Source organism: Thermococcus aciditolerans (assembly GCF_008152015.1).
GTDB lineage: Archaea > Methanobacteriota_B > Thermococci > Thermococcales > Thermococcaceae > Thermococcus > Thermococcus celericrescens.
On sequence record NZ_CP041932.1, the window covers coordinates 660,382 to 682,015 of the forward strand.

Below are 21,634 nucleotides of genomic sequence, written 5' to 3' on the forward strand. Positions count from 1 at the left end.
AAATGCTCAAACGTGCGCTCGCGATAATTTCCCTGCTCCTCATAGGCTACTGGATTGCCCAGGGACTCGCCGGAGTTCCCTTCGGGCAGGACAGGATGCTCGTTGCCCAGTACTACCTTGACCACGTTAAGGAACAGACCGGCGCGGTCAACGCCGTCACCGCAATAGTCGTTAACTACCGTGGATTCGATACCCTCGGTGAGGTCACCGTTCTGTTCATAGCCTCAACCGGCGTGGGTGCTCTCCTCTGGAGGAGGAAGAAGCAGAGGACCGCCAAGACCGAGGGCTCGATAGTTCTCACGACCGGAACCAGGCTCCTCGTGCCGTTTGTGATGCTCTTCGGTGCGTACATCTTCATCCACGGACACCTCACCCCTGGTGGAGGATTCCCCGGCGGAGCCACCATAGCCACCGCGTTCCTGCTGCTCTACATGGCCTTCACCGCCTACGAGATACCCCACAAGGCCTTCGAGAAGACCGAGGGTGCGGTTGGAATGGCCTACGTGCTCGTCGGCCTCATAGGCCTTGCCATAGGTGGCTACTTCCTCTACGACTGGATATGGCAGGACTGGGGCTTCGGCGTTGACAACATCGGCAGGCTCCTCAGCGGAGGATTCATCCCCATAATCTACACCATCATCGGCCTCAAGGTCGGCACCGAGCTGAGCGGAATCATCGACAACATGCTCAAGGAGGAGGTGAGCGAATGATTTCAGTCTACTACTTCGGTGCCATCTCCCTCATACTGATAGGCCTCTACGCAGTCCTCGTTAAGAAGAACCTCCTTAAGATGCTCATCGGGCTCAGCATAATGGAGACCGGCGTGAACCTCCTCCTGGTCAGCATCGGCTACGTTGCCGGAAGGAGCGCGCCCATACTGAGCGAGGGAATCGGGCCGAACCAGGCCGTTGATCCGATTCCCCAGGCGCTGGTTCTCACGGCGATAGTCATAGGCGTTGCCACCACCGCCATGGCCCTTAGTGTCGCCATGATACTCCACGAGAAGTACGGAACCCTTAACGTTGAGGAGATAAGGAGGTTGAGAGGATGAACGGGCAGTACGCTTCACTCCTCATAGCATTGCCCCTCATAAGCGCCTTCTTCGTGCCCCTGATAAAGGGCGCCGGAAAGAAGGCCGTTAAGTACTACCTCATAGCCATCACCGCAGTCCAGACCGGAATCGCGGCGTGGATCTTCCAGCAGGTTTACACCACAGGACAGCCGATAATAGTCATGGCCGGCGCCTGGAGACCGCCCGTTGGAATCAACCTCTACATCGGCCACTTCGCGGCTCTCTTCGTGCTCATCGTTGCCGCGGTCAGCTTCATGATGGCAGTCTTCAGCCTCAGGGCGATCGAGGTCGAGCCGATAGACAAGTACGCCATGCTGTTCCTCCTGCTGATGCTCGGAGCCACCGGCATGATAGCGACCGGCGATATATTCAACCTCTTCGTCTTCATGGAGATAACCGCCATCAGCGCCTACGCTTTAACCGCCTACAACAAGACCGGTGAGGCGGCCGAGGCTTCAATGAAGTACATCGTCCTCGGAGGAATAGGCTCAAGCTTCTTCCTCATCGGCATAGCCCTCATCTACGGCTCGCTCGGAACCCTCAACATGGCCCAGATAGCCCAGCTCGCCGGTAACATGAACGCCACCGTCGCCCAGGTCGGGCTGGCGCTTATAGTCTTCGGCCTGGCCGTTGAGGCCGAGCTCTTCCCGCTCAACGCCTGGGCGCCCGACGCCTACCAGGCCGCACCGCACCCGATAACGGCCATGTTCTCGGCATTCGTCGTCAAGGCGGGCCTCTACGCAATGGCCAGGCTGCTTTACCTCATGCAGGCCGTCGAGAGCTGGGGTTCGGTCCTCAAGCTGCTCATAATAATGGCCACCCTCACCGTCTTCGTCGCCGAGTTCGCGGCGCTTAGGCAGAGAAACGTCAAGAGGATGATAGCTTACTCCAGTATAGCCCAGATAGGCCTTATAGCCCTCGCCTTCGCCCTCGGAACCCAGAGCGGTGTCGATGCAGGAGTCTTCCACATGGTGAACCACGCCATAGTCAAGGCCCTCCTGTTCCTTGCCGTCGGGCACGTCGCGGTTACCCTCGGCGGGGCGGAGATGGAGAGGTTCGAGGGCCTTGGAAAGAGGATGCCCCTGACCGCCTTCGCCATAACCGTCGGAGCGGTGGCCGCCGTGGGAATACCGCTGTTCAACATATTCTGGAGCAAGCTCAGAATCCTCCTCGCCGCCATCGGCGCGGACTACGCCTGGGCCGCCGCGGTCGTCCTGACGGCCAGCGTCGTCGAGGCGGTCTATTACTTCAGGCTGATACACACAATGTGGTTCGCCGGAGAGGGCGAGAGGATAAACGAGGGACTTGCCGTCAGCCTCATGCTGCTCTTCCTCGCGGCCCTCGTGATAGTCATAGGCGTTTACCCCGACTACGCCTGGAGCATCGCCCAGAAGGCTGGAAACGACATCTTCAATGTGGCCCAGTACATTAAGAACGTTCCACTGATGGGGGTGGGAGCATGATTAACGAGCTGCTTATCATCCTCCTCGCGCCCCTGATTGCCGGTGTCATCGCGTGGGCGCTTGACATCAGGGGTCTCAGGGAGGGAATCGGCATCATCGGTGCCGCCGTACCTCTGGCCATGCTGGCCAAGCTTTACTCAACCGTCCTCAGCGAGCCGGTCGAATACTCGCTCACCGTCAGCGGGTTCACCCTCCAGTTCCAGCTCAACACCATGAGCTGGTACTTCGCGGCCGTCGCTTCCCTCGTCGGCCTCGCGATGGCCTTCGGAATGGCCATCACCTCCAGGGAGAGCTACGACTGGCTCTTCGCCCTGATGAGCTTCACAGGAGTGCTCGGTGTCTTCCTGAGCCAGGACTTCGTGGGCTTCTTCCTGCTCTGGGAGCTCATGACCTTTGCCAGCTTCATGATGGTGCTCAGGAGGAACAGGCACGAGTCCCTCAAGTACTTCGTGCTCAGCGTCATAGGCGCCTACGCCATGCTCATAGCCATTGGAATGCTCTACGCCAAGACCGGTGCCCTTGACTTTGCGTCCATCAGGCAGGCGCTCTACATGGACGCGGCCATGGGCACCATAACGACCAGGGAGATGGCTGTGATATTCGGCCTCTTCCTGACCGCCTTCGGCGTCAAGGCCGGTGCCTTTCCGCTCCACGTCTGGGCGCCGGGAGCCTACAGCGAGACCGACCAGAGCTACACCGCCTTCTTCAGCGGCGCCCTCAGCAAGGCGGGAGCCTACGGTTTCCTCCTGCTCTACATCCTCATGGGCTACAAGCTCTACGCCGCCTTCGGAACCTTCCACAACCACCTGGTCTTCGCGTACATAATCGCCTGGATAGGCGCCCTCACCGTCGTGGTAGCCAGCTTCCTGGCCGTGCTTCAGGAGGACATCAGGAAGCTCTTCGCCTACTCCTCCGTTGGCCAGGTCGGCTACATACTGCTCGCTTTCGGCCTCGGAAGCACCCTGGGATTCGCGGGAGGCCTCTTCCACGTGCTCAGCCACGCGGTCTTCAAGGGCCTCTTCTGGCTCGTCACGGCTGCGGTAATCCTCCAGACCGGCAAGACCCAGTTCAAGGACATGGGAGGCCTTGCTGAGAAGATGCCGTTCACCTTCGCGATGGGCCTCATAGCGGTGCTGAGCCTTTCGGGAATCCCGCCGCTGGCGGGCTTCGCCAGCAAGTGGCTCATCTACGAGGCGGCCATCAGCGCCCACATGCCCCTCGTCGCAGGTGCAATATTCCTCGGAAGCGGCCTGGCCTTTGCCTACGTTGTTAGGTTCCTCTACTCCGTCTGGTTCGGTCAGAGGCCGAGCGACCTTGAGGACGTCAAGGAGGCCCCGCTTCCGCTCCTGATAGCCATGGCCATACTGGCCATCCCGAACCTGCTCTTCGGTGTGGCTCCGGGCCTGGTCACGGAGTACATAAACAAGATGCTCGGTGGAGAGGTCGTCGGCGGCGACTACTACAAGCTTGTTACCCCGACCGGAACCTACAACGCCCTGCTCGTGACGATAGTCCTCATGATAGGCCTCGCCATAGCCGGGCTGATATACCTCTACGGCGCAAAGGTGAGGAAGATAAGCGTGACCAACACCTACCAGTCCGGTAACCCGGTCACTGAGGAGTTCAACCTGAGCATCAGGAAGAACTTCTACAGGCCACTCGCCGAGGCCCTCGACTTCTGGCTCAAGAGGAGCTTCGACAGGTTCTACGAGAGGTTAGCGGGCATGGCGGAGGACTTCGCGGACTCTCTCAGGCAGGCGTTCTACAACGGAAACGTCCAGAGCTACTCATGGTATCTGGTGATAGTGCTCCTTATACTCGCGCTGTGGGGGGTGCTGTGAATGATAGACTGGAAACTCGTGCTTGAAGTCATAGGAATGCTGATATACGCCACCTTCATGGGCTTCATCTTCATGGGCATTGAGAGAAAGGCAATGGCCAGGATACAGAGGCGCGTCGGACCTCCGATATACCAGCCGATCATAGACACCCTCAAGCTCCTCGGCAAAAAGGAGAGCGTTACCCACGGCTTCATCTACGACTTCGGACCGATATTCGCGCTTGGGGCCAGCATAGCTGCGCTCCTCTTCATCCCCCTCGCCAACTTCCAGCTCTTCAGCGCCAACGCAGACCTCATCGTTGTCGCCTACCTCCTTGAGGTACCGATGCTCGGTATAATGCTCGGTGCGATGAGCTCGGGCAACCCGTACTCGGCGGTCGGTGTCCAGCGTGGTCTGCTCACCATGGTGGCCATGCAGCTGCCCTACGGCCTGGCGCTGATAGCCATCATCCAGCACTGGGGAACCTTCAAGCTCAGCGAGATAGTGGCCCTCCAGCAGACCCAGGGATGGAGCGTGCTGGTTCCCGCGCTGCTCCTCGCCCTGATAGTCTTTGACATAGTCTTCCAGGCGATGCTCGGACTGGAGCCGTTCGACATCATCACTGCCCCGGCGGAAATCTCCATGGGTCCGATGGTCGAGTACGGCGGCAAGCACGCGGCCATACTCTTCACCCAGCACGCGGTTCAGCTCTTCGCAGAGACGGCGTTCTTTGCCGTGCTTTTCCTCGGCGGAGCTAGCAACCTGCTTGAGCTGCTGGTCAAGCAGATAGCGGTGCTCTTCATAGCGATATTCGTGGCCAGCATCTACCCGAGGTTCACCATAGACCAGGCGGCCAAGTTCTTCTGGAAGTGGCCGACCATACTGGGAATAATAGCCGTGCTCCTGACGGTGTGAGGTGATGTGGATGAGCGAGAGGAAGAATGACGAGTTCATAAACTACGAGCTCCAGGAGTTCAAGCTCTTCGAGCCCCTGTTCAAGTGGGCCAGGAAGAAGAGCCTCTGGATAGTGGCCTTCTGTACCGGATGCGGCGGTATCGAGATGCCGCCGCTGGCCACCGCCAGGTACGATTTCGAGCGCTTCGGAATAATGCCCAACCCTGCACCGAGGATGGGTGACCTGTTCCTCATCACGGGCTACGTCACCCCGAAGACCCTCAAGAGGATAATCATAACCTACGAGATGATGCAGGATCCCAAGTACGTCATGATACACGGCTCATGCCCGATAAACGGCGGAGTCTACTGGGACTCCTACAACGTGGTCAAGCAGTTCGACAAGTACCTTCCGGTTGACGTTGCCATAGCCGGCTGCATGCCGAGGGCGGAGGCAGTCATGGACGGAATAATGGAGATAATGCGCAAGATAGAGGACGGAACCGCCGACGGCTGGAAGAGGTACAGGGAGAACTACGAGTACTACCGGAAGAATCAGGACGAACTGTTCGGTGAAGGATGGCGCGAGAAGGACGCCAGGAGGTGGCTGGCATGGATATGAACGAGAAGCCCAAAGTAGAGGAGAAGGTTGAGGAGCAGAAGCCCCAGGAGGTTCCGGAAGTGGAGGCACCAAAACTCCCTGACACTAAGGAGGGGAAGCTGGTCGCAGAGGTGCTTGAGAAGGCCCCCTATGCCGAGGGCAACGTCAGACGCGAGAGGCGCGTTGAGTTCAAAGTCCCGGCGGACAGGATAAAGGAGTTCCTTGAGCTCGCGAGTGAGAAGTTCGAGATGCTCATCCAGATAAGCGTCGTCGACTGGCTCAAGGAGGGCGAGTTCGAGCTCGTCTACCAGCTCTGGAGCGTCAGTGAGAGCGTCCACGCATTCGTGAGGACGAGGATACCCAGGGAGAACGCAAAGATGCCGACCGTCATGGACATCTGGCCGGTCGCCGAGACCTACGAGAGGGAGGCCCACGAGTTCTTCGGCATTATATTCGAGGGCAACCCGAGGCTCGGTCCGTTCATCCTCGAGCCGAGGGAGTACGAGAAGCATCCGCTCAGGAAGGACTTCAACATGATAGGCTACGTCAAGACGATCTACGGCGAGGATTTCGACAGATACGACGAGAGCAAGACCAACTACGTGATATGAGGTGAGGATAATGGCAAATTTGGAAGTCCCGAAGGAGCTTAAGAAAGAGGCAAAGGCACACGATATGTATCTTCACCCAATTGACAAGGATACCTACGAGCTGTTCTTCGGTCCGCAGCACATGGCGACCGAGAACTTCAGCATAATCCTCAAGATGGACGGCAACAGGGTGGAGAAGGCCATCGTCAACCCGGGTTTCCTCCACAGGGGATTCGAGAAGCTCGCAGAGCAGAGGCCCTACTTCACCAACATCGCCCTGCTCCTTCGTATTTGTGTTCCAGAGAGCGATGTGCCGGAGAACATCTACTCCATGGCCGTTGATGAGATAGTCGGCTGGGAGGTTCCCGAGAGGGCCCAGTGGATAAGGACGGTAGTCCTCGAGATGGCCAGGATGAGTGCGTGGATGTTCTGGATAATGGGCTTTGGAAACGAGATAGGCCTCTACACCGCCGGCCAGTGGGCAGCTGCCTACCGTGAGAGGTTCATGCGCCTCTTCGAGGAGCTCACGGGAGGCAGGGTCTACCACATCTACACCGTGCCTGGAGGAGTCAGAAGGGACATACCCGGCGACAAGTGGCTCCGCCAGCTCAGGGACACCGTCGAGTACATCAAAGGCAAGATGAAGGACTTCGATGAGATACTCTTCGACAACTACATCACCTTTGAGAGGACTGAGGGAGTAGGAGTTATGGACAAGAGGTTCGCGCTGAAGCACGCCGTCACCGGTCCGAACCTCAGGGCCGTCGGCGTTCCCTACGACGTCAGAAAGGACGACCCGTATCTGCTCTACCCGGAGCTCGAGTTCGAGGTCCCGGTGCTCAAGGAGGGCGACAGCCTGGCCAGGGTCCTCGTGAGGAGGTACGAGATGGAGCAGGACCTCTACATCCTTGAACAGCTCCTCGACATGGGACCGCCGAGCGGACCGTACATGGTGAAGGACGCCAGGCTCAAGGCCCTGCCGAGGTTCAAGCCGCCGAAGGGAGACGCCTACGCGCACGTGGAGAGCACTAAAGGTGACTTCGGAGCCTACGTCGTCAGTGACGGAACCCACAAACCCTACAGGGTTCACATACGCGGTCCAAGTCAGAGCCACGGTGTCACGGTGCTTGAGGAACTGCTCAAGGGAGCCCGCCTTGCGGACGTTCCGGTCATCCTGAAGACCCTTGACAACTGCCCGCCGGACATAGACAGGTGATGAAAATGGAGAGCGTTGAGAAGCCAAAGGTTAGGGTCGTCGGCGAGGAGAAGGTCAAGCTCAAGAAATCATTCGTCAAGCCGTGGATGGGCATCAAGTACCTCTTCAAAAAGCCGGTTACCATCAAGATACCCTTCGAGCAGATAGAGCCGGCACCAAAGTACAGGGGATTCCACACGCTGAACTGGAAGACCTGCGTCGGCTGTAACTTCTGCGGCCAGATATGTCCAGCCAGGGCTATAGAGATGACATGGATGGAAGTGGATGGCAAGATGGAGAAGAGGCCGCACCCGAAGGTGGACTACGGCAGGTGCACCTTCTGCCAGTTCTGTGTCGACGTCTGCCCGACCGGTGCCCTTGACTTCACCGAGAACTACTACCTCACCACCGGCGGCCTGGAGGAGGACCTGGAGCTCTACGACTGGGTGCCCATAGACCCGAAGAAGGTCAAGGAGCTCAACGAGAAGTTCAGGGACTACCGCTTCCCGGTGGTCAAGATCGAGAAGCTGGAGGACGGTACACACATCTACCACCTCCGCGACGGCGACAAGATAGAGTTCAAGATACTCGGCTACGGTCTGAGGCCGCCCAAGAAGCCGACGCCGGCCAAGGCCCCTGAGAAGAAAGAGGCTGCCAAACCGGCCGAAAAGAAGGAAGCTAAGCCTACCGAGAAGGCTGCGGAGAAGAAGGGAACCGAGTGAGCGTTTTTTGTTATTCTCTCCTTTTCTATTCTCCCGGATCGCCGTACCGGTATCAGCCTCCCAGCGTAACCCTTTAAAGTTATAATCGCACACAACTATCGGGGGGAGGCAATGTGGCTGTGAGTCTGAAAAATGAAAAGAACTACGGGTTGATAGGTTCGGTTCTTGTGCTCGCCGGGGGATTCCTCGGGATAATCCCGTACATCGGGACGTTCATGGGGGCCATCTCCCTCGTCGGGCAGGTGCTTATTCTGCTCGCCCTCAAAGGGATAGGTGACAAGCTGGGAGACGACAGGCCCTTTAGGTACTACCTTTACTCAGTCATCGCTGGAATAGCCGGACTGATACTGGCCGCGGTTCTCGTTATAATCGGTGCCCTGTCCATACCATCGTTCGTTGAGAATGGGGACTCCGTATCCCTGGTTGGCATCAGCCTTCTCGGCACGGGATTGCTGGTGCTCCTGGCCGCGGCAATAGTCGGCATATACTTCACCATCAGGGCCTGGCGCGCTACGTACGAACTCACCGGCGTCGAGGAGTTCGATAAGACCGCCACGTGGCTCATGTGGGGTGCGATACTGGCGATAGTCGTCATTGGCCTCGTCCTGCTCCTCGTCGCGGCGGTGTACCAGATACTGGCCTTCGCCAACCTTCCGGAGGAGCTGGAGCGTTCAAACGAATCCGGAACACTGGTTATTTCCTGATGCATTAATTTTTTTAAGAGTTGATGTTGATTTCATATATGGTGGTACAATGATAGTAAGGGTTGAACGTGAAAGGGAGATGGGAATGTGGGGGCTCCTCCTGGCCCTAGTCAGCGGCTTCATCCCGTACATTGGAGCGATACTCTCCATAGTGGGCTTCATCCTCGTTCTCATGGCCCTCCACTGCATAGGGGATAAGTTCAACGACGGCAGACCCTTCAGGAACTATCTCATCGGTGCGGTCTTCAACGTCGTGGGCCTGATAGTTCTCGTGATCTTCGTCCTCGGCGCCGTTGGCTTAACATCGCTCCACGAAAGCTCAACCTTCCACGGGGAGGGCGTTCAGATGGTCACCCCCGGAGAAAACGCAGAGTTCATAGAAAACGGGGATGAGGCCTCACTCGGGCTTATCCTGCTGGGGGCCTTTACGATGCTGGTCTTCATCGCCCTTGGAGCCTACTTCAAGAGCCGCGCCTGGGCGGTGATGTACGAGATAACTGGGGTTAAGGAGTTCAATGACGCCTCGACTTGGATGAAGTGGGGTGCTGTAACTTTAATCGTCATCGTGGGCGCAATACTCCTCCTTATCGGCAGGATAATGGCCATCTTGGCCTTCAGTAAGATGCCGAAGGAGATTGAAACGGGACAGGCAGAGGGCCCAGTTCTGGTCGCCTACTGATTTTCTCTTCCTTTTCAGACAATAAAAAGAGAATCAGAGGAGCCTGTCGAGCACTATCGCTGTGAGCGCTCCGACCGCCATTCCCGACTCCAGGATGCTGGCGACTATCTTCGGGAAGGCCGCCAGGAACTCCGCCGGGAGTTGGGGTGCTCCGAGGCCGGCTATCAGTGCGGCGGCCAGTATCAGCGTGTTCCTGTCGTTGAACTCGACCCTCTCCTTTATCAGCCTCAAACCTGTGACGCTTATCATTCCGTACAGTGCCAGGGTCAGGCCGCCAAGAACCGGGGCTGGCATTGAGGCGAGAACCCCTCCGAACTTCGGAACCAGGGAGAGGAGGATCAGAATAACCGCCCCTATCTGCACCACGTACCTGCTCCCTACCTTCGTGAGGGCCACCACGCCTATATTCTCCGAGTAGCTCGTCGTTCCACACGCGCCGAGGAGGCCGGCTATCGAGCAGGCTAGGCCTTCGCTGCCGATTCCCCTTGCTATGTGCTTGCCCGTTACCTCCGAGCCCGTGACGGCCGCTATCGCGTGGTAGTCCCCGACGCTCTCTATGATGCTCACCATGAAGGCGAAGAGGAGCAGGACTATCGCCGTGGTGTCGAATATCGGCTCGCCCCACGGGAAGGGCCTTGGGACGCTCACGATGGGCAGGCTCTTTACCAGTCCAAAGTCCGTGAGGCCGAGGGGAACGCTCACAAGGTAGCCAACTGCAGCACCGACAACGACAGGCATCGCCTTCAGGCTTCCCTTCGCCCTCAGGGCGACCATAACGGTCGTGAGGAAAGTTATGACCGCGACCAGGGTTGCCCTGGCGATGGTTCCCCCGGATGGGTCTGCGTAGAAGTTGAAGAAGTTCTTAACCGCGACGTCGGCCAGGCTGAAGCCTATCAGCGTTATCGTGACGCCCGTGACCAGCGGGGTGAAGAGCTTCCTGACCTTTCCGATTATCCCGAGCCATCCGATGGCGGCCTCTATCAAACCCCCAACGATTAGCGCACCCTGAACCGCAGCCATTCCGAGGCTCGAGCCAATCGCTATGAGGCCTGGAATAAAGGCGAAGCTTGAGCCCTGCACTATCGGGTAGCGGGAGCCTATCGTCGTCTGGAGCAGCGTTGCGATGCCCATCGCCAGCAGAACAGCCTGTATCATGAGGGCAATCTCAGAGCCGCTCAGACCAACGGCGCCCCCAACGACCAGGGGCACGGTGACGGTGGCACCGAACATCGCGAGAACATGCTGAAGGCCAAAAACCAAAGCCTTTGAAGGTTCAACCTTATCCTCGATTCCAACCTTCAGTACCGGTCCTTTCATGGTTTCCAGGGTTTCCATTGAAGCCCGCTCAAGCTGTGTAGGAGTTTGTTTAAAAAGTTTTCGGAGAAGGAAAAAATAAACATACTTATGTCAATCACCAGCCCTGAACCTTCGTCAGAACCTCATCCGGAACCTTACCATCCTCCACGTCGGCTATCGCCCGCTCCAGCCTGTCGAGGCCCTCCTCGAGGAGTTCCTCCTCTATCGTGAGGGGCGGCTGAATCCTCAGCACGTTGCCCTGCAGGAACGCCAGCACGAGTCCGAGCTCGTAGGCGCGCCAGACGACCTTCCTGGCCTCCTCGTAGGCCCTCTCCTTAGTCTCCCTGTCCTTGACGAGGTCAACGCCGAGCATCAGGCCGAGGCCGCGAACGTCGCCGATGAGCTCGTGCTCATCCTTCATCTTCTCCAGCCACTTTTTCGTATATTCTCCGAGCTTCTCCGCCCTCTTGAGCAAGTCCTTCTCCTCTATCTCCTCAATAACCGCCAGGGCCGCCCTGCTCGTCACGGGGTTGCCGCTGAGGGTAAAGGCGTGTCCAAGCGGCGGAAGGGAGTCCATAACCTCGGAGCGCCCTATTATCGCGCTTATGGGCAGTCCACCGCCGAGAGGCTTCGCGAGCGTTATTACGTCCGGTTCAACACCGAAGTGCTCTATCGCGAACCATTTGCCCGTCCTCCCCATGCCGCTCTGAACCTCGTCCACAGCCAGGAGGATGCCGTGTTCATCGAGGATTTTCTTCACCTTTTTAAAGTAGCCATCCGGTGGAACGACCATCCCCGCATCGCCCTGTATTGGCTCGGCGAAGAGGGCGGCGGTTCCCTCCGCGTAAACCTCCCCTTCAAACTTTTCCTTGAGGTAGGAGACGCACTCCATTCTGCAGGTCTTTGGCTCCTTCCCGAAGGGACAGCGGTAACAGTTGGGATAGGGGATGTAGTGAACGTCGCTCAGCTCCCCCACTACCGAGCGAACCTCAAAGTCGAGTCCGGTTATGCTCATCGCGCCGTAGGTTGCCCCGTAATAGCTCCTGAGGTAGCTGAGTATCGTTCTCCTCCGCGTGTAGGCCCTCGCGAGTTTTATTGCCCCATCGTTGGCGTCGCTCCCGCTCGTACCAAGGCTGACCTTCGGACTATCAATCGGTGCTATCTCGGCGAGCTTCTCGGCCAGGAGGAGCGGCTCAACCGGGAAGCCGTAGATGAAGGTGAAGTGTATCAACCTCTCCGCCTGTTCCCTTATCGCGTTTACAACCCTGGGATTGTTGTGGCCGACGTTCTGAACGGCGGCATCGCTCAGGAAGTCTATGTACTCCCTGCCCTCAATGTCCCAGACGCGGGCGTTTTCAGCACGAACGCCGACTATGGGTGCATAGGTGACGCGCGCTGACCTCGGAAAAACCCTTGAATAGCGCTCCAGAACTTCCTCCTTGTTTCCGGGATAACCCATGTTCCCACCGTATGCTATACGCGCTTGGAATTAATAGCAATTTCGCCCGAATTTTGCTAATTTCGCAGAAAAGATTAAAAGAATAGCGAAATATTGACAAGAATTGAGGTGAGAAAATGCGGACTAGTGAGCATCTTGACGAACTGGACAGGATGATACTCCACATCCTCCAGGAGGACGGGCGGGCCAGCTACTCCGAGATAGCGAGACGCCTCAAGGTGCCGGAATCGACGGTCAGGCTCAGGGTAAAGAAGCTCGTCGAGAGGGGTGTTATAAGAAAGTTCTCCGCGCTCATAAATCCCTTCAAGGCGGGCTACTCGATAGTGGCTTTCATAGCGGTCGACGTTGAGCCGAGCAGGGTCAAGAAGGCCGCGGAGGAGCTGAGCAAACTGCCGGAAGTGGATGTTCTCGGAATCGCCACCGGAGCGCACGACATACTCATGCAGGTGACCGTCAAGGACCTTCAGGAGCTCGAGAGCTTCCTCATAGAAAAGCTGGGAAAAATAGAGGGGTTGAGGAGCACGGAAACGTCAATCCTGACGAGCGTCAGGAAATGGGGCTACGCGAGGGTGTTCTAAGTCACCCTCTCCAGGCCATCCTTTTTGACAATGTAGGTGTCCTCGTGCTTTACCGCTCCCTCCGGAATCATGAGCGGCGGGTGGATCACCGTTAGAACCATGTTTTCCTGGACTTTGGTGGCCCTCTGCGGGACGATGATAGTGGTTATAGGAGGCTCCTCAATTAACAGGCCGACGCCGTGAGTGTAGCCGGCTATGTAAGCTTCCCCAAAGCCCCTCTCCCTGAAGAAGTTCGCGAGTTTCTTCTCGATGGTGTTCAATGCAACGCCAACCCTCGTCTCCTCAAGTGCAATCCTGTACGCCTCCTCCTTAACCTCGATGGCTTCCCTGACCCTTTCGCCCGGCTCTCCTACAACGAAAGTCCTAGCCATGTTCGCGTAGTAGTGGTTCCAGTCGGCTCCTATAACGACGGTAACAATGCCATTTTCGGGGACCCTGAGGTCGCGGAAGGGCTCGGCGTGAGCCCTCGGCGTCGTTGAAACGTAAACCTTCGGGTCTTCACTGCCACTGAGCATGAGCTCCCTAACTACCTCCGCCGCTATCTCCAGCTCGCTGAGGCCCGGTTTTATGACCTCCTCGGCGACCTTCATGCCCCGCCCTGCGATTTTTCCAGCTTTCCTGATGTTGTCTAGCTCCCAGTCTTCCTTTATCATCCTCAGCCCCATCGTGAGGTCGAGGATGTCCACTATCTCGATGGTCGGGTTGAGGCGCTCGAATATCTTGAGGAATATGAGGTAAGCGTCGCGCTCTACCCCGAACTCAAGGCCGACCCGTTCCATGCCGTTCCTGTGGATCCAGCTCACGACGCCAGCCATCAGGTCCTCTACCTTCTGGAACTCCACGACGTTCTCGATCCAGCTCTTCTCCCTGAAAAGCTCGGCTTCACCTTTAACAACGTAAACCACTGGCTCTCCCTCGGCCGGAATGAGGAGACTCGGCCGGAGCCACTTGGTTCCGGTGAAGTATATGAAGCTGGAAAGGGTTCTTATCACTGCCCCGTCTATCTCGTTCTTCCTAAGGAGTTCCTGAAAGCGCTCCACACGTCTTTTGAAAATTTCGGGATTCCCACGCATTTACATCACCTTGATAACGAGGAATGCCATGTCAAGGCTTCCCCCGTTGGAAACCGCATGTGGCACTTCCTTCGGGAGATATACGGCGGTTCCCTTCTTAACCTCTGCCCTTTCGTCGCCGACCTCCACGATGCCCCTGCCCTTGAGGACGTAGAGGAAAGCATCAACCGGCGTTGTGTGTCTCTTCAGACTCTCTCCCGGTTTCAGGGTTATGTAAAATATCTGGGCACTTTTCTCATCCATCAGCTTTCTCACATCCACTCCGTGTGGGTTGTCCACCCGCGGGGCGTCCTCAACTCTAACAACGATCATCTCAATCCCTCCAGTCGAGCAGTCTCTTCTCGCCCTCGATCTTCTTATATGGCTCGATGTCCATGGTAATCTCCAGCGTTCCCAGGTAGTTCCCGTTTTTGTCAAAGAGGGGCACGTATTTGATGTAAACGTACTTCGGACCGAGCCTGAGCCAGAAGGTTGCCTCCTTCTTCCTGCCTTCCTTGAAGGCCTTGAGGATTTTGTTTACTATGTGAACGCTCTTGGGCGGGTGGCAGAGCTGGACGGGCCTCCCGAGCACAGAGGGGGTTCTGGCGAATATCCTTTCGCCGGGCGAGAAGAACCTCACCCTGTCGTTACCGTCGATGAAGGTCACATCAACCGGCAGGGCCTCGAAGATAGCTTTGAGCTCTTCGAGACTGACGTAGCCCGTTCCAAGGTCTATGTCGCCCTCGCGTTTGAGCTGGGACTTATCAAACTCCAGGGGCTGGCCCTTTAAGGCCTGCTGTACCTCTTTGGGGAGGCCGAGGAGCTGCTCAACGCTCAGCTCCGGGTTAATTTCCCACGGATGAAGCGGCTTAACGTCCTTCCCAGGATCCCATTCCGGCGGGTTCACCTTGTAGTAGCCGAACTCGTCCTCCTGCTGGCGGATAGCTTTCCATTCTCCGTCAGTGAGAAGGGCCTTCAGCGTAGGATAGTAGATGTTGTTCTCCCTGAATACCATGTCGCTGAGGGCGAAGGCCGCTTCACCGGCTTTGGTCTTGAACTTCTCAACGAACTCCTCCCAGGGCATCTCATCACGCTTTGATAGGAGAACAGCGAGATGTTTTATCATAAACCTAATTTCGTCGTGCTTAGTCCAGAGAACCGTGGCTATTGCAGTGAGGCCTCTCCTCTCGATGTAGGGGAAGGTGAGCATCTCCTCCCGATTGTAGTGGGTGAAGCCAACCCTCTTGAGGTTGCCAACGAGCTCCTCCAGAACGCCGAGTATTTCCTCCCTCATGCGCTCGTCCTTGGTCGTTGCTAGGGTTCTCGCGTAGAGGTTGAGCATCTCGGAGTCCTTCATTATCTCCTTGTTTTCGAGGTAGAGCGTCTTGAGCGGGTGTCCGTCAGGCAGGTCTTTCTCCTCAAGTTCCTCCGTTCCGGCAACCGCTTCCCTGAACAGCTCGACGTGCAGGTCACACATCTTCGCTATATCCTTGGCCGAAATCCCTTCCTTCACGAGCTCCTGCTCTATGATTGGAATCTCAAGGGGCGAAATGCCGCTCAAAACTTGGCGGAATTCTTCCTTGAGCTTATTAACGTCCTCTCCCTCATGAATTCTGAGAAGGAGTTTCTTCAGCTGCTCCTTCTTGTATTCGCGATTGTTCAGCAACTCAGTCATCTTTATCACCTTCATGACAAGTGTCATACTAAGTACTTTTAAGCGTTTCTGGGCAGATTTGCCCAACAATCTTTATATGTCGCATGTCATAGAGAGGAACGGTGATGAAAAATGATGCTTGACGTTCGTGGATTACAGCCTCCCCAGCCGGCGGTTATGATAATCCAATCCCTCGGAAAGCTCCAGGTGGGAGAAACCCTTGAGGTCATCGGGGACAAGCCCTTCGTTGACATGCTGGGAAAACTTGAGGAAGCCGGCTACAGGGTTGAGCTGAAGGAAGTTGGCGGGGCATTCGTGCTCAGGATAACCAAGACCGAGAACTCGAAGGAGCTTACGATGGAAGTTAAAGAGTGCGACGATAAGCTGGACGAAATAACCGAGGAAACTAACGTGGCCAAGCTCCTCAAAGCTTACCCGGAATCCCTCAAAATACTGGTGAAGTACGGCTTCTCGCCCCTTGAGAATCCCGAGATGAGGAAGACACTCGCGAGGACGATAACCCTGAGGCAGGCAAAGAAGCTCATCGGAATGAGCGACGAGAAGTTCAGGGAAATGATGGAGGAACTGAAAAGACTGGAAAAGAAAAACTGAAGGTCAATCCAGCTCCTCCGCGAGGGGAGAGCCCTCCTCCACCCTGACTCCTTTGCCGAGCATGTCCCTGAGATCGGCCTCCGGGTCACCAGTGAGCCTGAGGTCAAACTGTCTCCTGAGGATTTCGAAGACCCCCGGAGTCAGGAACTCTGGAGCTTTAGGTCCGATGTAGATGCCCTTGATTCCGAGGTAGAGGAGCGAGTAGAGTATCGCTATGGCCTTCTGCTCCATCCAGCTCAGGACAATGCTCACCGGCAGGGAGTTCACGTCGGTTCCGAGCTCGTTGGCAAGTGCTATTGCAATCTCGATTATCGAGTAGACGTTGTTGCACTGGCCGAAGTCGAGGAAGCGCGGGATTCCCTCGATGGTGCCGTAGTTTCTCGCGTTGTAGCGGAACTTGCCGCAGGCCGCCGAGAGTATCAGAGCATCGTTGGGGATCAGCTCGGTGAGCCTCTCGTAGTAGCCCATGCCCTTGTGCGGGGTGTCACAGCCGCCCACGACGAAGATGTGCCTTATCTTGCCCTCCTGGATTAGCTCTATCAGTTTGTCCTTCATGGCCAGGACGTTGGTGTGGTGGAAGCCTGTGAGGAGCTTTCCGCCGTCGTAAGCCTGCATCTTCGGCGTCTCAAGGGCGCGCTTTATGAGCGGCTCGAAGTTGTAGTCCTCGATGTGAGGAACCCCCTCAAGGCCCGCTATTCCGACGGTGAAGATTCTATCAGCGTAAGCTTTCGTCGGCTGCTGGACACAGTTGCTTGTGCCCAGAATCACTCCCGGAAACTCCGCGAATTCCTTCTTCTGGTAGAGCCACGAGCCTCCCCAGTTGCCGTAAAGCGCTTTAAACTTCCTCAGCTCTGGGTATGCATGTGCTGGAAACATCTCAGCGTGGGTGTAGACCTTGAGCTCTTCCTCAAGGCCCATCTCTTCAATCTGCCTGAGGAGTTCGTACAGAGCTTTGTAGCTGTGGCCGGTAACGAGTATGCCGTGCCCATCAGCCGTTCCGGTCGGAACTTCAACCGGCTCAGGCCTTCCAAAGGTTTCAACGTAAGCTTTGTCGAGGAGCTTCATGGCCCCAAGGTGAACCCTTCCGTTCTCAAGGATAAGTTCAAGGAAGCGGTTTTTGTCGAAGTTCACGTTGGTTAGGGTCGAGTAGAGGGCCTCCGCCAGGAAGTGGCCTATCTTTGGGTCGTCGTAGCCGACCTCAAGGGCGTGGTGGTAGTAGGCCGCGGTTCCCTTTATACCATACAGCAGGGCCTCCTGAAGGGAGTTGAGGTCCGGGTCTTTACCGCAGACTCCCCTTATCGTACATCCTCCGGCGAGGCTCATCGAGCACTGGTTGCAGAGCATGTCTAACTTCTCAGGTACCTTTATCATCTTCAATCCCTCCTTTTATGACATGTGTCATATCCTTCGATTATAGATGAAGTGACCTTCATAAAAATCTTGCGGTTTCTTAACCTAAAGCGGCTATATGACTTATGTCATATAAACCTGTGTTGGGACTTGACAGAAACCCTTAAATATTCCGCCCGTCATAAAACCCACCATGAAGACTAATGCGTTTGAAGTGGCCTCGCGCTACGTGTACCCGTCACTCAGGCGGAGGCTCGTTGAGATACTCTATGAAAACGGCCTGAAGCAGACGAAGATAGCTGAGCTCCTCCACATAACCCAGTCGGCGGTCTCCCGCTATCTTCGGATGGACAGAGGCGCGTTGATGGATGTCTCCCAGTTTCCAGACATCGATAACGAGCTTCGTTCATTTGCCGACGAGATCATTAAGAAAAAACCGAGTGAGTATGAGATACACAGGAGGCTCGTGGAAATCTCCGTCGAGATGCTTGGAAAGGGCTACGTCTGCCAGTTCCACTCAAAAATCGACCCCGAAGTGAATCCCGCGGAATGCAACGTATGCCTTGAACTTTTCGGCTGAGCTAAGGCTTCTCGGCTCGGCTAAAGGAAGGTTAATATGTTTCGATGGAGATTTTAATGTTGGTGATTCTTATGAGAAGGGCACTTGTAACCCTCACCCCACCGGAGAGCAAGAGGCTTATCGCAAAGGCCGTCGTCGCTCTCGATGAGGTTCAGCATGCCCTCAAGCACGGGTTTGTTTACATTGCCACCGGCACAACCGCGGCCTATATAGCCGAGGAGATCTTAGGAAAGGAAATAGACAAGGAAAAATGGACCGTTGGTGTTATCAGTAAGGGAAGAACCTGCGTTACTCCAAAGGCCACCTGGCCCAAGCACCTCGTCCTCTACAAGGGGGAACCGTTTGACGACCCCCTCGAAGCGCTCAAGCAGATGGGTCCGAAGGACGTCTTCATCAAAGGGGCCAACGCGATCGACATTAACTGGAACGTCGCCGTTTTTGCCGCCGCTCCAGACGGCGGGACGATAGGAAAAACCTTCGGCTGGACGATAACGAAGGGTGTCTTCACGATAACGCCCGTGAGCCTCGAGAAGTTCGTGCCAACACCTGTCGAGGAAAGCGCCAAGCTCACCGGCATCTACTCCTTCGACTGGGGAACCGGGCTTTATTCAGCCCTCGTGCCGATACCCCACTCCCACCCCGTTACCGAGGTTGAAGCCTACAGGATACTCGCCGGAGTTGAGGCAATACCGATAGCCGCAGGCGGAGCTGGTGGGGCGGAGGGAAGCGTCACCCTCGTCCTTGAAGGGGACGATGAGGCAATGGAGAAGGCGAAGGAGTTAACAAAGGCCATCAAGGGCGAGCCCTACCTCAAGCCGTACACCGAGGACTGCTCGGTCTGTCCATTCGCGAAGATATGCGGCCTTGGAAGCGGGGCGTTCTGAGGGGATGCCCATGAAGAGGCTTTTGGTTTTTCTTCTTTTGGCTCTCCTCATCACTCCCCTTGTTCTTGCGGACGAGTACGAAGAGGAAAACGAGTACGAGGCTGGCTATACTTCCCTTGCGGTGGCGGGAGTGGCAATGATAGCGGTGGGAGTTGCCTACTACGCCCTTACCAAGCGGAAGCTCATCATAACCCACCAGAGGTCGAGCAGTTGGGGCTTCGAGATAAAGATGGAGCATCCGTATATGACAGTGATCGGCCCGGTATCGCCGATGACCGTCCACCATTTCTTCACGATAACGGGAACCCTGCTGGTCTTTGTTCACTTCTTCTCGTGCGGCAACTACACCGGCCTGGCGGGTACAACGGGACTGGCAATGGCGGCCGTTCTCGTTCTCCTGAACGTGATGGGTTTCATAGGGAGGAGCATAAACCACAGCATAATCGCGGCGGCAAAGGCCAACGACATGGAAAGGGCGAGGAAGTACGTGAACAGGTACGAAAAATGGAAGAAGCTGCACATCCTGCTGGCGATTATATTCGCGGTACTCCTGGCGGCACATCTGAACGCCATCGATTGAAGCTTTTTTCAAGAATTTCTTTTTAAACCTGCTTCTTTCTCTCTTCTAACGGAGGTGAGAGGATGGACGAGCTTGAACTGATAAGGAGAAAAAAGATGCTCGAACTCATGAAGAAGGCGGGAATGATAGAGGTCACGCCGAAGAAAAAGGTGGTCATCGAGGTCATAACGTCACCCGGCTGTCCCTACTGCCCGATAGCCTGGGCAATGGCTCAGGAGCTTGAGAGGAAATACGAGGGCGTCATAGCGAGAGAACTCAGCGTAGCCACTCCCGAAGGCCAGAGGAAGGCCATGGAGCACAACATAATGGGAACCCCCACCATACTCATAGACAACAGAGTGGAGTTCATAGGGGTTCCGAACTTTGCGGAATTTGAGAGAAGGGTGAGGGAAAAGCTCGGTTTACAGTGAAGCACCCGTAAGAACCCACACTCCAATGGCTATCAGCAGTATCCCCGCTATGACCGAGAGCTCCCTGCTGTGCCTCACCATGGCCTGGGAGAAGCGCTTGCTCTCGGTAACGCTTCCCATCGCCAGCAGTATGACAACCAGCGGAAGCACGAAGACGAGGTTGTAGAGCGCCAGGAGGAGGAACGCGAGGGCCTGGCCGCCTTTGGAGATTATTATCGCATAGACGAGGTAGCTACCCGCGGAGCACGGGAGAAGGGTTGTGGAGACTATAACTCCGAGCGTAAAAGCCCCGATGGCCGTTGCGTCGCTGCTGAATATCTTCCTCCTGATTTTGCTCTTGTCCCCGACGCGGGACTTCTCCATCAGTCCGGTGGCTATGGTGTAGGCACCGAAAACTATCGCGGCAACTCCGGCGACCCAAAGGGGCAGATAACCGGCGAAGTAGAGCAGGCCGACTCCGAGGAGGTAGTAGGATATGTAAACCGCAGCTATGAAGGCAGCGCCTATGAGGTACAGCCTCTTCTTCGATATCTCCCTGACCGAGAGTGCTATGAGGAGCATGGTGTATATGACGAAGGTGCACGGGTTTATCGAGTCGCTCATGGCCAATGCGAAGAACTTGGGTACAAAGTCCACCATGCCCAGCGCCCACAACGCGAGGGAGCTGACCCCGAAGGATGCCAGAAGGATTATCGCCAGCCCCTTTATCTCACTCCTCATGATAGTCAGTTATCACCACTCTTTTTGTGGCTTTCTAAAACAAAAAGTTGAGAACGAAAGGTCAGCGCCTCCGTTTAAGGAGGACCAGGGGAATGACGGCAAAGGCAACCACTATTCCCGGACCGCATATCCCGTTATCAGATGAACTCGTGGTGGTATTCGTTGGCGTTGCGGTCGTCGTTACTGTCTCATCTGGGTTCCTGTGCTCAACGTAGATAACATGAAGTTTCTGGATGATGGTTTCGTTTTTTATTATGTACGCCTTGCCCCCCATGACCAGGATGAGGCCGTCGTTCTCAATGGCGGCCTCCACTATCTTCGGTGCCGCGGAAACGTTGAATTCACCCTCGACTATCGCCTTGAGTTCCCCTTCATAGGCTATACCTATAGCGGGCACTCCGGATATGCCAGTGTACCGGTACTGCTCCCCGAACAGTGCCTGGTTTTCGGTATTGTCCACCAGTTCATAGTACGTGAAGCTGTCGTTTCCGTAGACCCTCGGTATCTCCTCCTTCATTTTGCGGCAGTGGGGACAGGTCTTTGCACCGTACATATAAAAGTTGAGCTTGTCCGGGTTCACCTGGCCCTCTGCAACGGCGTATGAAACCGTCGAGATTAACAGCATCCCAATGATAATCAAAACCAGCTTTCTCATTTTCTCACCCGAACCTTATTCCTGTGGGAAGTTATAAACCTTGGCCGCGGAAAGCTTAAATCCT

The 21,634-nt window shown here is 56.1% G+C and carries 25 protein-coding genes; 17 read left to right on the plus strand and 8 right to left on the minus strand.

Annotated elements, in window-relative coordinates; translation table 11 throughout:
- Positions 1-2: 2 nt before the first annotated feature.
- The 11 genes from FPV09_RS03630 (at position 3) to FPV09_RS03680 (ending at position 9,740) form a co-directional block, all read left to right on the plus strand.
- Complete coding sequence (locus FPV09_RS03630; protein ID WP_148882414.1) at positions 3-710, plus strand: Na(+)/H(+) antiporter subunit B; 708 nt, start codon at positions 3-5, stop codon at positions 708-710.
- Entirely contained in the window at positions 707-1,051 is a 345-nt protein-coding gene (locus tag FPV09_RS03635; RefSeq protein ID WP_058938672.1) for an NADH-quinone oxidoreductase subunit K, read from the plus strand. The genes FPV09_RS03630 and FPV09_RS03635 overlap by 4 nt, the downstream gene beginning before the upstream one ends.
- Positions 1,048-2,535: a proton-conducting transporter transmembrane domain-containing protein gene (locus FPV09_RS03640; protein ID WP_148882415.1), complete on the plus strand. Its 1,488-nt coding sequence runs from the start codon at positions 1,048-1,050 to the stop codon at positions 2,533-2,535. The genes FPV09_RS03635 and FPV09_RS03640 overlap by 4 nt, the downstream gene beginning before the upstream one ends.
- Entirely contained in the window at positions 2,532-4,376 is a 1,845-nt protein-coding gene (locus FPV09_RS03645) for a proton-conducting transporter transmembrane domain-containing protein (RefSeq protein WP_148882416.1), read from the plus strand. Before FPV09_RS03640 ends, FPV09_RS03645 begins: the two co-directional genes overlap by 4 nt.
- Complete coding sequence (locus tag FPV09_RS03650) at positions 4,377-5,270, plus strand: respiratory chain complex I subunit 1 family protein (RefSeq protein ID WP_058938670.1); 894 nt, start codon at positions 4,377-4,379, stop codon at positions 5,268-5,270.
- Positions 5,271-5,280: 10 nt separating this feature from the next.
- Complete coding sequence (locus tag FPV09_RS03655) at positions 5,281-5,871, plus strand: NuoB/complex I 20 kDa subunit family protein (protein WP_058938669.1); 591 nt, start codon at positions 5,281-5,283, stop codon at positions 5,869-5,871.
- A complete protein-coding gene (locus tag FPV09_RS03660; protein WP_148882417.1) occupies positions 5,862-6,461 on the plus strand; it encodes an NADH-quinone oxidoreductase subunit C in 600 nt (199 codons plus the stop codon). Before FPV09_RS03655 ends, FPV09_RS03660 begins: the two co-directional genes overlap by 10 nt.
- Before the next feature lie 10 nt (positions 6,462-6,471).
- Positions 6,472-7,656: an NADH-quinone oxidoreductase subunit D gene (locus FPV09_RS03665; RefSeq protein ID WP_148882418.1), complete on the plus strand. Its 1,185-nt coding sequence runs from the start codon at positions 6,472-6,474 to the stop codon at positions 7,654-7,656.
- Positions 7,657-7,661: 5 nt separating this feature from the next.
- Positions 7,662-8,357, plus strand: a complete 696-nt coding sequence (gene nuoI, locus FPV09_RS03670) for an NADH-quinone oxidoreductase subunit NuoI (protein ID WP_058938666.1) — start codon at positions 7,662-7,664, stop codon at positions 8,355-8,357.
- A 113-nt stretch (positions 8,358-8,470) separates the two neighbouring features.
- Positions 8,471-9,061 carry a DUF996 domain-containing protein gene (locus tag FPV09_RS03675; protein WP_058938665.1) on the plus strand — a complete coding sequence of 197 codons (591 nt, stop codon included), beginning with the start codon at positions 8,471-8,473 and terminating at the stop codon, positions 9,059-9,061.
- Positions 9,062-9,110: 49 nt separating this feature from the next.
- Complete coding sequence (locus FPV09_RS03680; protein ID WP_148882419.1) at positions 9,111-9,740, plus strand: DUF996 domain-containing protein; 630 nt, start codon at positions 9,111-9,113, stop codon at positions 9,738-9,740.
- A gap of 33 nt (positions 9,741-9,773) precedes the next feature.
- Here the strand turns inward: FPV09_RS03680 and FPV09_RS03685 are convergent, their stop codons facing one another.
- Entirely contained in the window at positions 9,774-11,075 is a 1,302-nt protein-coding gene (locus tag FPV09_RS03685) for a uracil-xanthine permease family protein (protein ID WP_148882420.1), read from the minus strand.
- Positions 11,076-11,151: 76 nt separating this feature from the next.
- Positions 11,152-12,495: a leucine/methionine racemase gene (locus FPV09_RS03690; RefSeq protein WP_148882421.1), complete on the minus strand. Its 1,344-nt coding sequence runs from the start codon at positions 12,493-12,495 to the stop codon at positions 11,152-11,154.
- Positions 12,496-12,611: 116 nt separating this feature from the next.
- On the opposite strand from FPV09_RS03690, the gene FPV09_RS03695 reads away from it, so the two are divergent.
- Positions 12,612-13,073 (plus strand): Lrp/AsnC family transcriptional regulator, encoded by a 462-nt coding sequence (locus FPV09_RS03695; RefSeq protein WP_058938661.1) that lies wholly within the window; start codon positions 12,612-12,614, stop codon positions 13,071-13,073.
- On the opposite strand, the gene FPV09_RS03700 is transcribed toward FPV09_RS03695, so the two are convergent.
- The 3 genes from FPV09_RS03700 to FPV09_RS03705 are packed head-to-tail and all read right to left on the minus strand — an operon-like array spanning position 13,070 to position 15,800.
- Positions 13,070-14,146 (minus strand): M24 family metallopeptidase, encoded by a 1,077-nt coding sequence (locus FPV09_RS03700; RefSeq protein WP_210411153.1) that lies wholly within the window; start codon positions 14,144-14,146, stop codon positions 13,070-13,072. The genes FPV09_RS03695 and FPV09_RS03700 overlap by 4 nt on opposite strands.
- Entirely contained in the window at positions 14,147-14,458 is a 312-nt protein-coding gene (locus FPV09_RS12085) for a cupin domain-containing protein (protein ID WP_210411155.1), read from the minus strand. It abuts the gene before it with no gap.
- Position 14,459: 1 nt separating this feature from the next.
- Complete coding sequence (locus FPV09_RS03705) at positions 14,460-15,800, minus strand: DUF438 domain-containing protein (RefSeq protein WP_148883660.1); 1,341 nt, start codon at positions 15,798-15,800, stop codon at positions 14,460-14,462.
- A gap of 111 nt (positions 15,801-15,911) precedes the next feature.
- On the opposite strand from FPV09_RS03705, the gene FPV09_RS03710 reads away from it, so the two are divergent.
- Positions 15,912-16,391: a DUF1858 domain-containing protein gene (locus FPV09_RS03710; protein ID WP_148882422.1), complete on the plus strand. Its 480-nt coding sequence runs from the start codon at positions 15,912-15,914 to the stop codon at positions 16,389-16,391.
- 3 nt (positions 16,392-16,394) lie between these two features.
- Here FPV09_RS03710 and hcp read toward each other — a convergent pair whose 3' ends face one another.
- Positions 16,395-17,762 (minus strand): hydroxylamine reductase, encoded by a 1,368-nt coding sequence (hcp, locus tag FPV09_RS03715; RefSeq protein WP_148882423.1) that lies wholly within the window; start codon positions 17,760-17,762, stop codon positions 16,395-16,397.
- 172 nt (positions 17,763-17,934) lie between these two features.
- On the opposite strand from hcp, the gene FPV09_RS03720 reads away from it, so the two are divergent.
- The 4 genes from FPV09_RS03720 (at position 17,935) to FPV09_RS03735 (ending at position 20,195) form a co-directional block, all read left to right on the plus strand.
- A complete protein-coding gene (locus FPV09_RS03720; protein ID WP_148882424.1) occupies positions 17,935-18,321 on the plus strand; it encodes a transcriptional regulator in 387 nt (128 codons plus the stop codon).
- Between the two features lie 71 nt (positions 18,322-18,392).
- Positions 18,393-19,205, plus strand: coding sequence for a hypothetical protein (locus FPV09_RS03725; protein WP_148883661.1), 813 nt, complete (start codon positions 18,393-18,395; stop codon positions 19,203-19,205).
- A gap of 10 nt (positions 19,206-19,215) precedes the next feature.
- Positions 19,216-19,785 (plus strand): hypothetical protein, encoded by a 570-nt coding sequence (locus FPV09_RS03730; RefSeq protein ID WP_148882425.1) that lies wholly within the window; start codon positions 19,216-19,218, stop codon positions 19,783-19,785.
- 62 nt (positions 19,786-19,847) lie between these two features.
- The gene (locus tag FPV09_RS03735) at positions 19,848-20,195 is read left to right on the plus strand and encodes a thioredoxin family protein (protein WP_148882426.1); all 348 of its coding nucleotides are present in this window, start codon (positions 19,848-19,850) and stop codon (positions 20,193-20,195) included.
- On the opposite strand, the gene FPV09_RS03740 is transcribed toward FPV09_RS03735, so the two are convergent.
- Both FPV09_RS03740 and FPV09_RS03745 read right to left on the minus strand, forming a co-directional pair.
- Complete coding sequence (locus FPV09_RS03740) at positions 20,187-20,915, minus strand: cytochrome c biogenesis CcdA family protein (RefSeq protein WP_148882427.1); 729 nt, start codon at positions 20,913-20,915, stop codon at positions 20,187-20,189. The genes FPV09_RS03735 and FPV09_RS03740 overlap by 9 nt on opposite strands.
- Positions 20,916-20,976: 61 nt before the next feature.
- Entirely contained in the window at positions 20,977-21,570 is a 594-nt protein-coding gene (locus tag FPV09_RS03745; protein ID WP_148882428.1) for a CGP-CTERM sorting domain-containing protein, read from the minus strand.
- Positions 21,571-21,634: the final 64 nt, after the last annotated feature.

Bases quoted from the DNA above. Each gene is read 5' to 3' on its own strand.
- FPV09_RS03650 (WP_058938670.1), top strand. From the start codon at position 4,377: ATGATAGACTGGAAACTCGTGCTTGAAGTCATAGGAATGCTGATATAC.
- FPV09_RS03680 (WP_148882419.1), top strand. From the start codon at position 9,111: ATGATAGTAAGGGTTGAACGTGAAAGGGAGATGGGAATGTGGGGGCTC.
- FPV09_RS03630 (WP_148882414.1), top strand. From the start codon at position 3: ATGCTCAAACGTGCGCTCGCGATAATTTCCCTGCTCCTCATAGGCTAC.
- FPV09_RS03705 (WP_148883660.1), bottom strand. From the start codon at position 15,800: ATGACTGAGTTGCTGAACAATCGCGAATACAAGAAGGAGCAGCTGAAG.
- nuoI (WP_058938666.1), top strand. From the start codon at position 7,662: ATGGAGAGCGTTGAGAAGCCAAAGGTTAGGGTCGTCGGCGAGGAGAAG.
- hcp (WP_148882423.1), bottom strand. From the start codon at position 17,762: ATGATAAAGGTACCTGAGAAGTTAGACATGCTCTGCAACCAGTGCTCG.
- FPV09_RS03725 (WP_148883661.1), top strand. From the start codon at position 18,393: ATGAGAAGGGCACTTGTAACCCTCACCCCACCGGAGAGCAAGAGGCTT.
- FPV09_RS03635 (WP_058938672.1), top strand. From the start codon at position 707: ATGATTTCAGTCTACTACTTCGGTGCCATCTCCCTCATACTGATAGGC.
- FPV09_RS03695 (WP_058938661.1), top strand. From the start codon at position 12,612: ATGCGGACTAGTGAGCATCTTGACGAACTGGACAGGATGATACTCCAC.
- FPV09_RS12085 (WP_210411155.1), bottom strand. From the start codon at position 14,458: ATGATCGTTGTTAGAGTTGAGGACGCCCCGCGGGTGGACAACCCACAC.
- FPV09_RS03660 (WP_148882417.1), top strand. From the start codon at position 5,862: ATGGATATGAACGAGAAGCCCAAAGTAGAGGAGAAGGTTGAGGAGCAG.
- FPV09_RS03720 (WP_148882424.1), top strand. From the start codon at position 17,935: ATGAAGACTAATGCGTTTGAAGTGGCCTCGCGCTACGTGTACCCGTCA.
- FPV09_RS03735 (WP_148882426.1), top strand. From the start codon at position 19,848: ATGGACGAGCTTGAACTGATAAGGAGAAAAAAGATGCTCGAACTCATG.
- FPV09_RS03710 (WP_148882422.1), top strand. From the start codon at position 15,912: ATGATGCTTGACGTTCGTGGATTACAGCCTCCCCAGCCGGCGGTTATG.
- FPV09_RS03700 (WP_210411153.1), bottom strand. From the start codon at position 14,146: ATGCGTGGGAATCCCGAAATTTTCAAAAGACGTGTGGAGCGCTTTCAG.
- FPV09_RS03665 (WP_148882418.1), top strand. From the start codon at position 6,472: ATGGCAAATTTGGAAGTCCCGAAGGAGCTTAAGAAAGAGGCAAAGGCA.
- FPV09_RS03740 (WP_148882427.1), bottom strand. From the start codon at position 20,915: ATGAGGAGTGAGATAAAGGGGCTGGCGATAATCCTTCTGGCATCCTTC.
- FPV09_RS03655 (WP_058938669.1), top strand. From the start codon at position 5,281: ATGAGCGAGAGGAAGAATGACGAGTTCATAAACTACGAGCTCCAGGAG.
- FPV09_RS03645 (WP_148882416.1), top strand. From the start codon at position 2,532: ATGATTAACGAGCTGCTTATCATCCTCCTCGCGCCCCTGATTGCCGGT.
- FPV09_RS03690 (WP_148882421.1), bottom strand. From the start codon at position 12,495: ATGGGTTATCCCGGAAACAAGGAGGAAGTTCTGGAGCGCTATTCAAGG.
- FPV09_RS03745 (WP_148882428.1), bottom strand. From the start codon at position 21,570: ATGAGAAAGCTGGTTTTGATTATCATTGGGATGCTGTTAATCTCGACG.
- FPV09_RS03640 (WP_148882415.1), top strand. From the start codon at position 1,048: ATGAACGGGCAGTACGCTTCACTCCTCATAGCATTGCCCCTCATAAGC.
- FPV09_RS03730 (WP_148882425.1), top strand. From the start codon at position 19,216: ATGAAGAGGCTTTTGGTTTTTCTTCTTTTGGCTCTCCTCATCACTCCC.
- FPV09_RS03685 (WP_148882420.1), bottom strand. From the start codon at position 11,075: ATGGAAACCCTGGAAACCATGAAAGGACCGGTACTGAAGGTTGGAATC.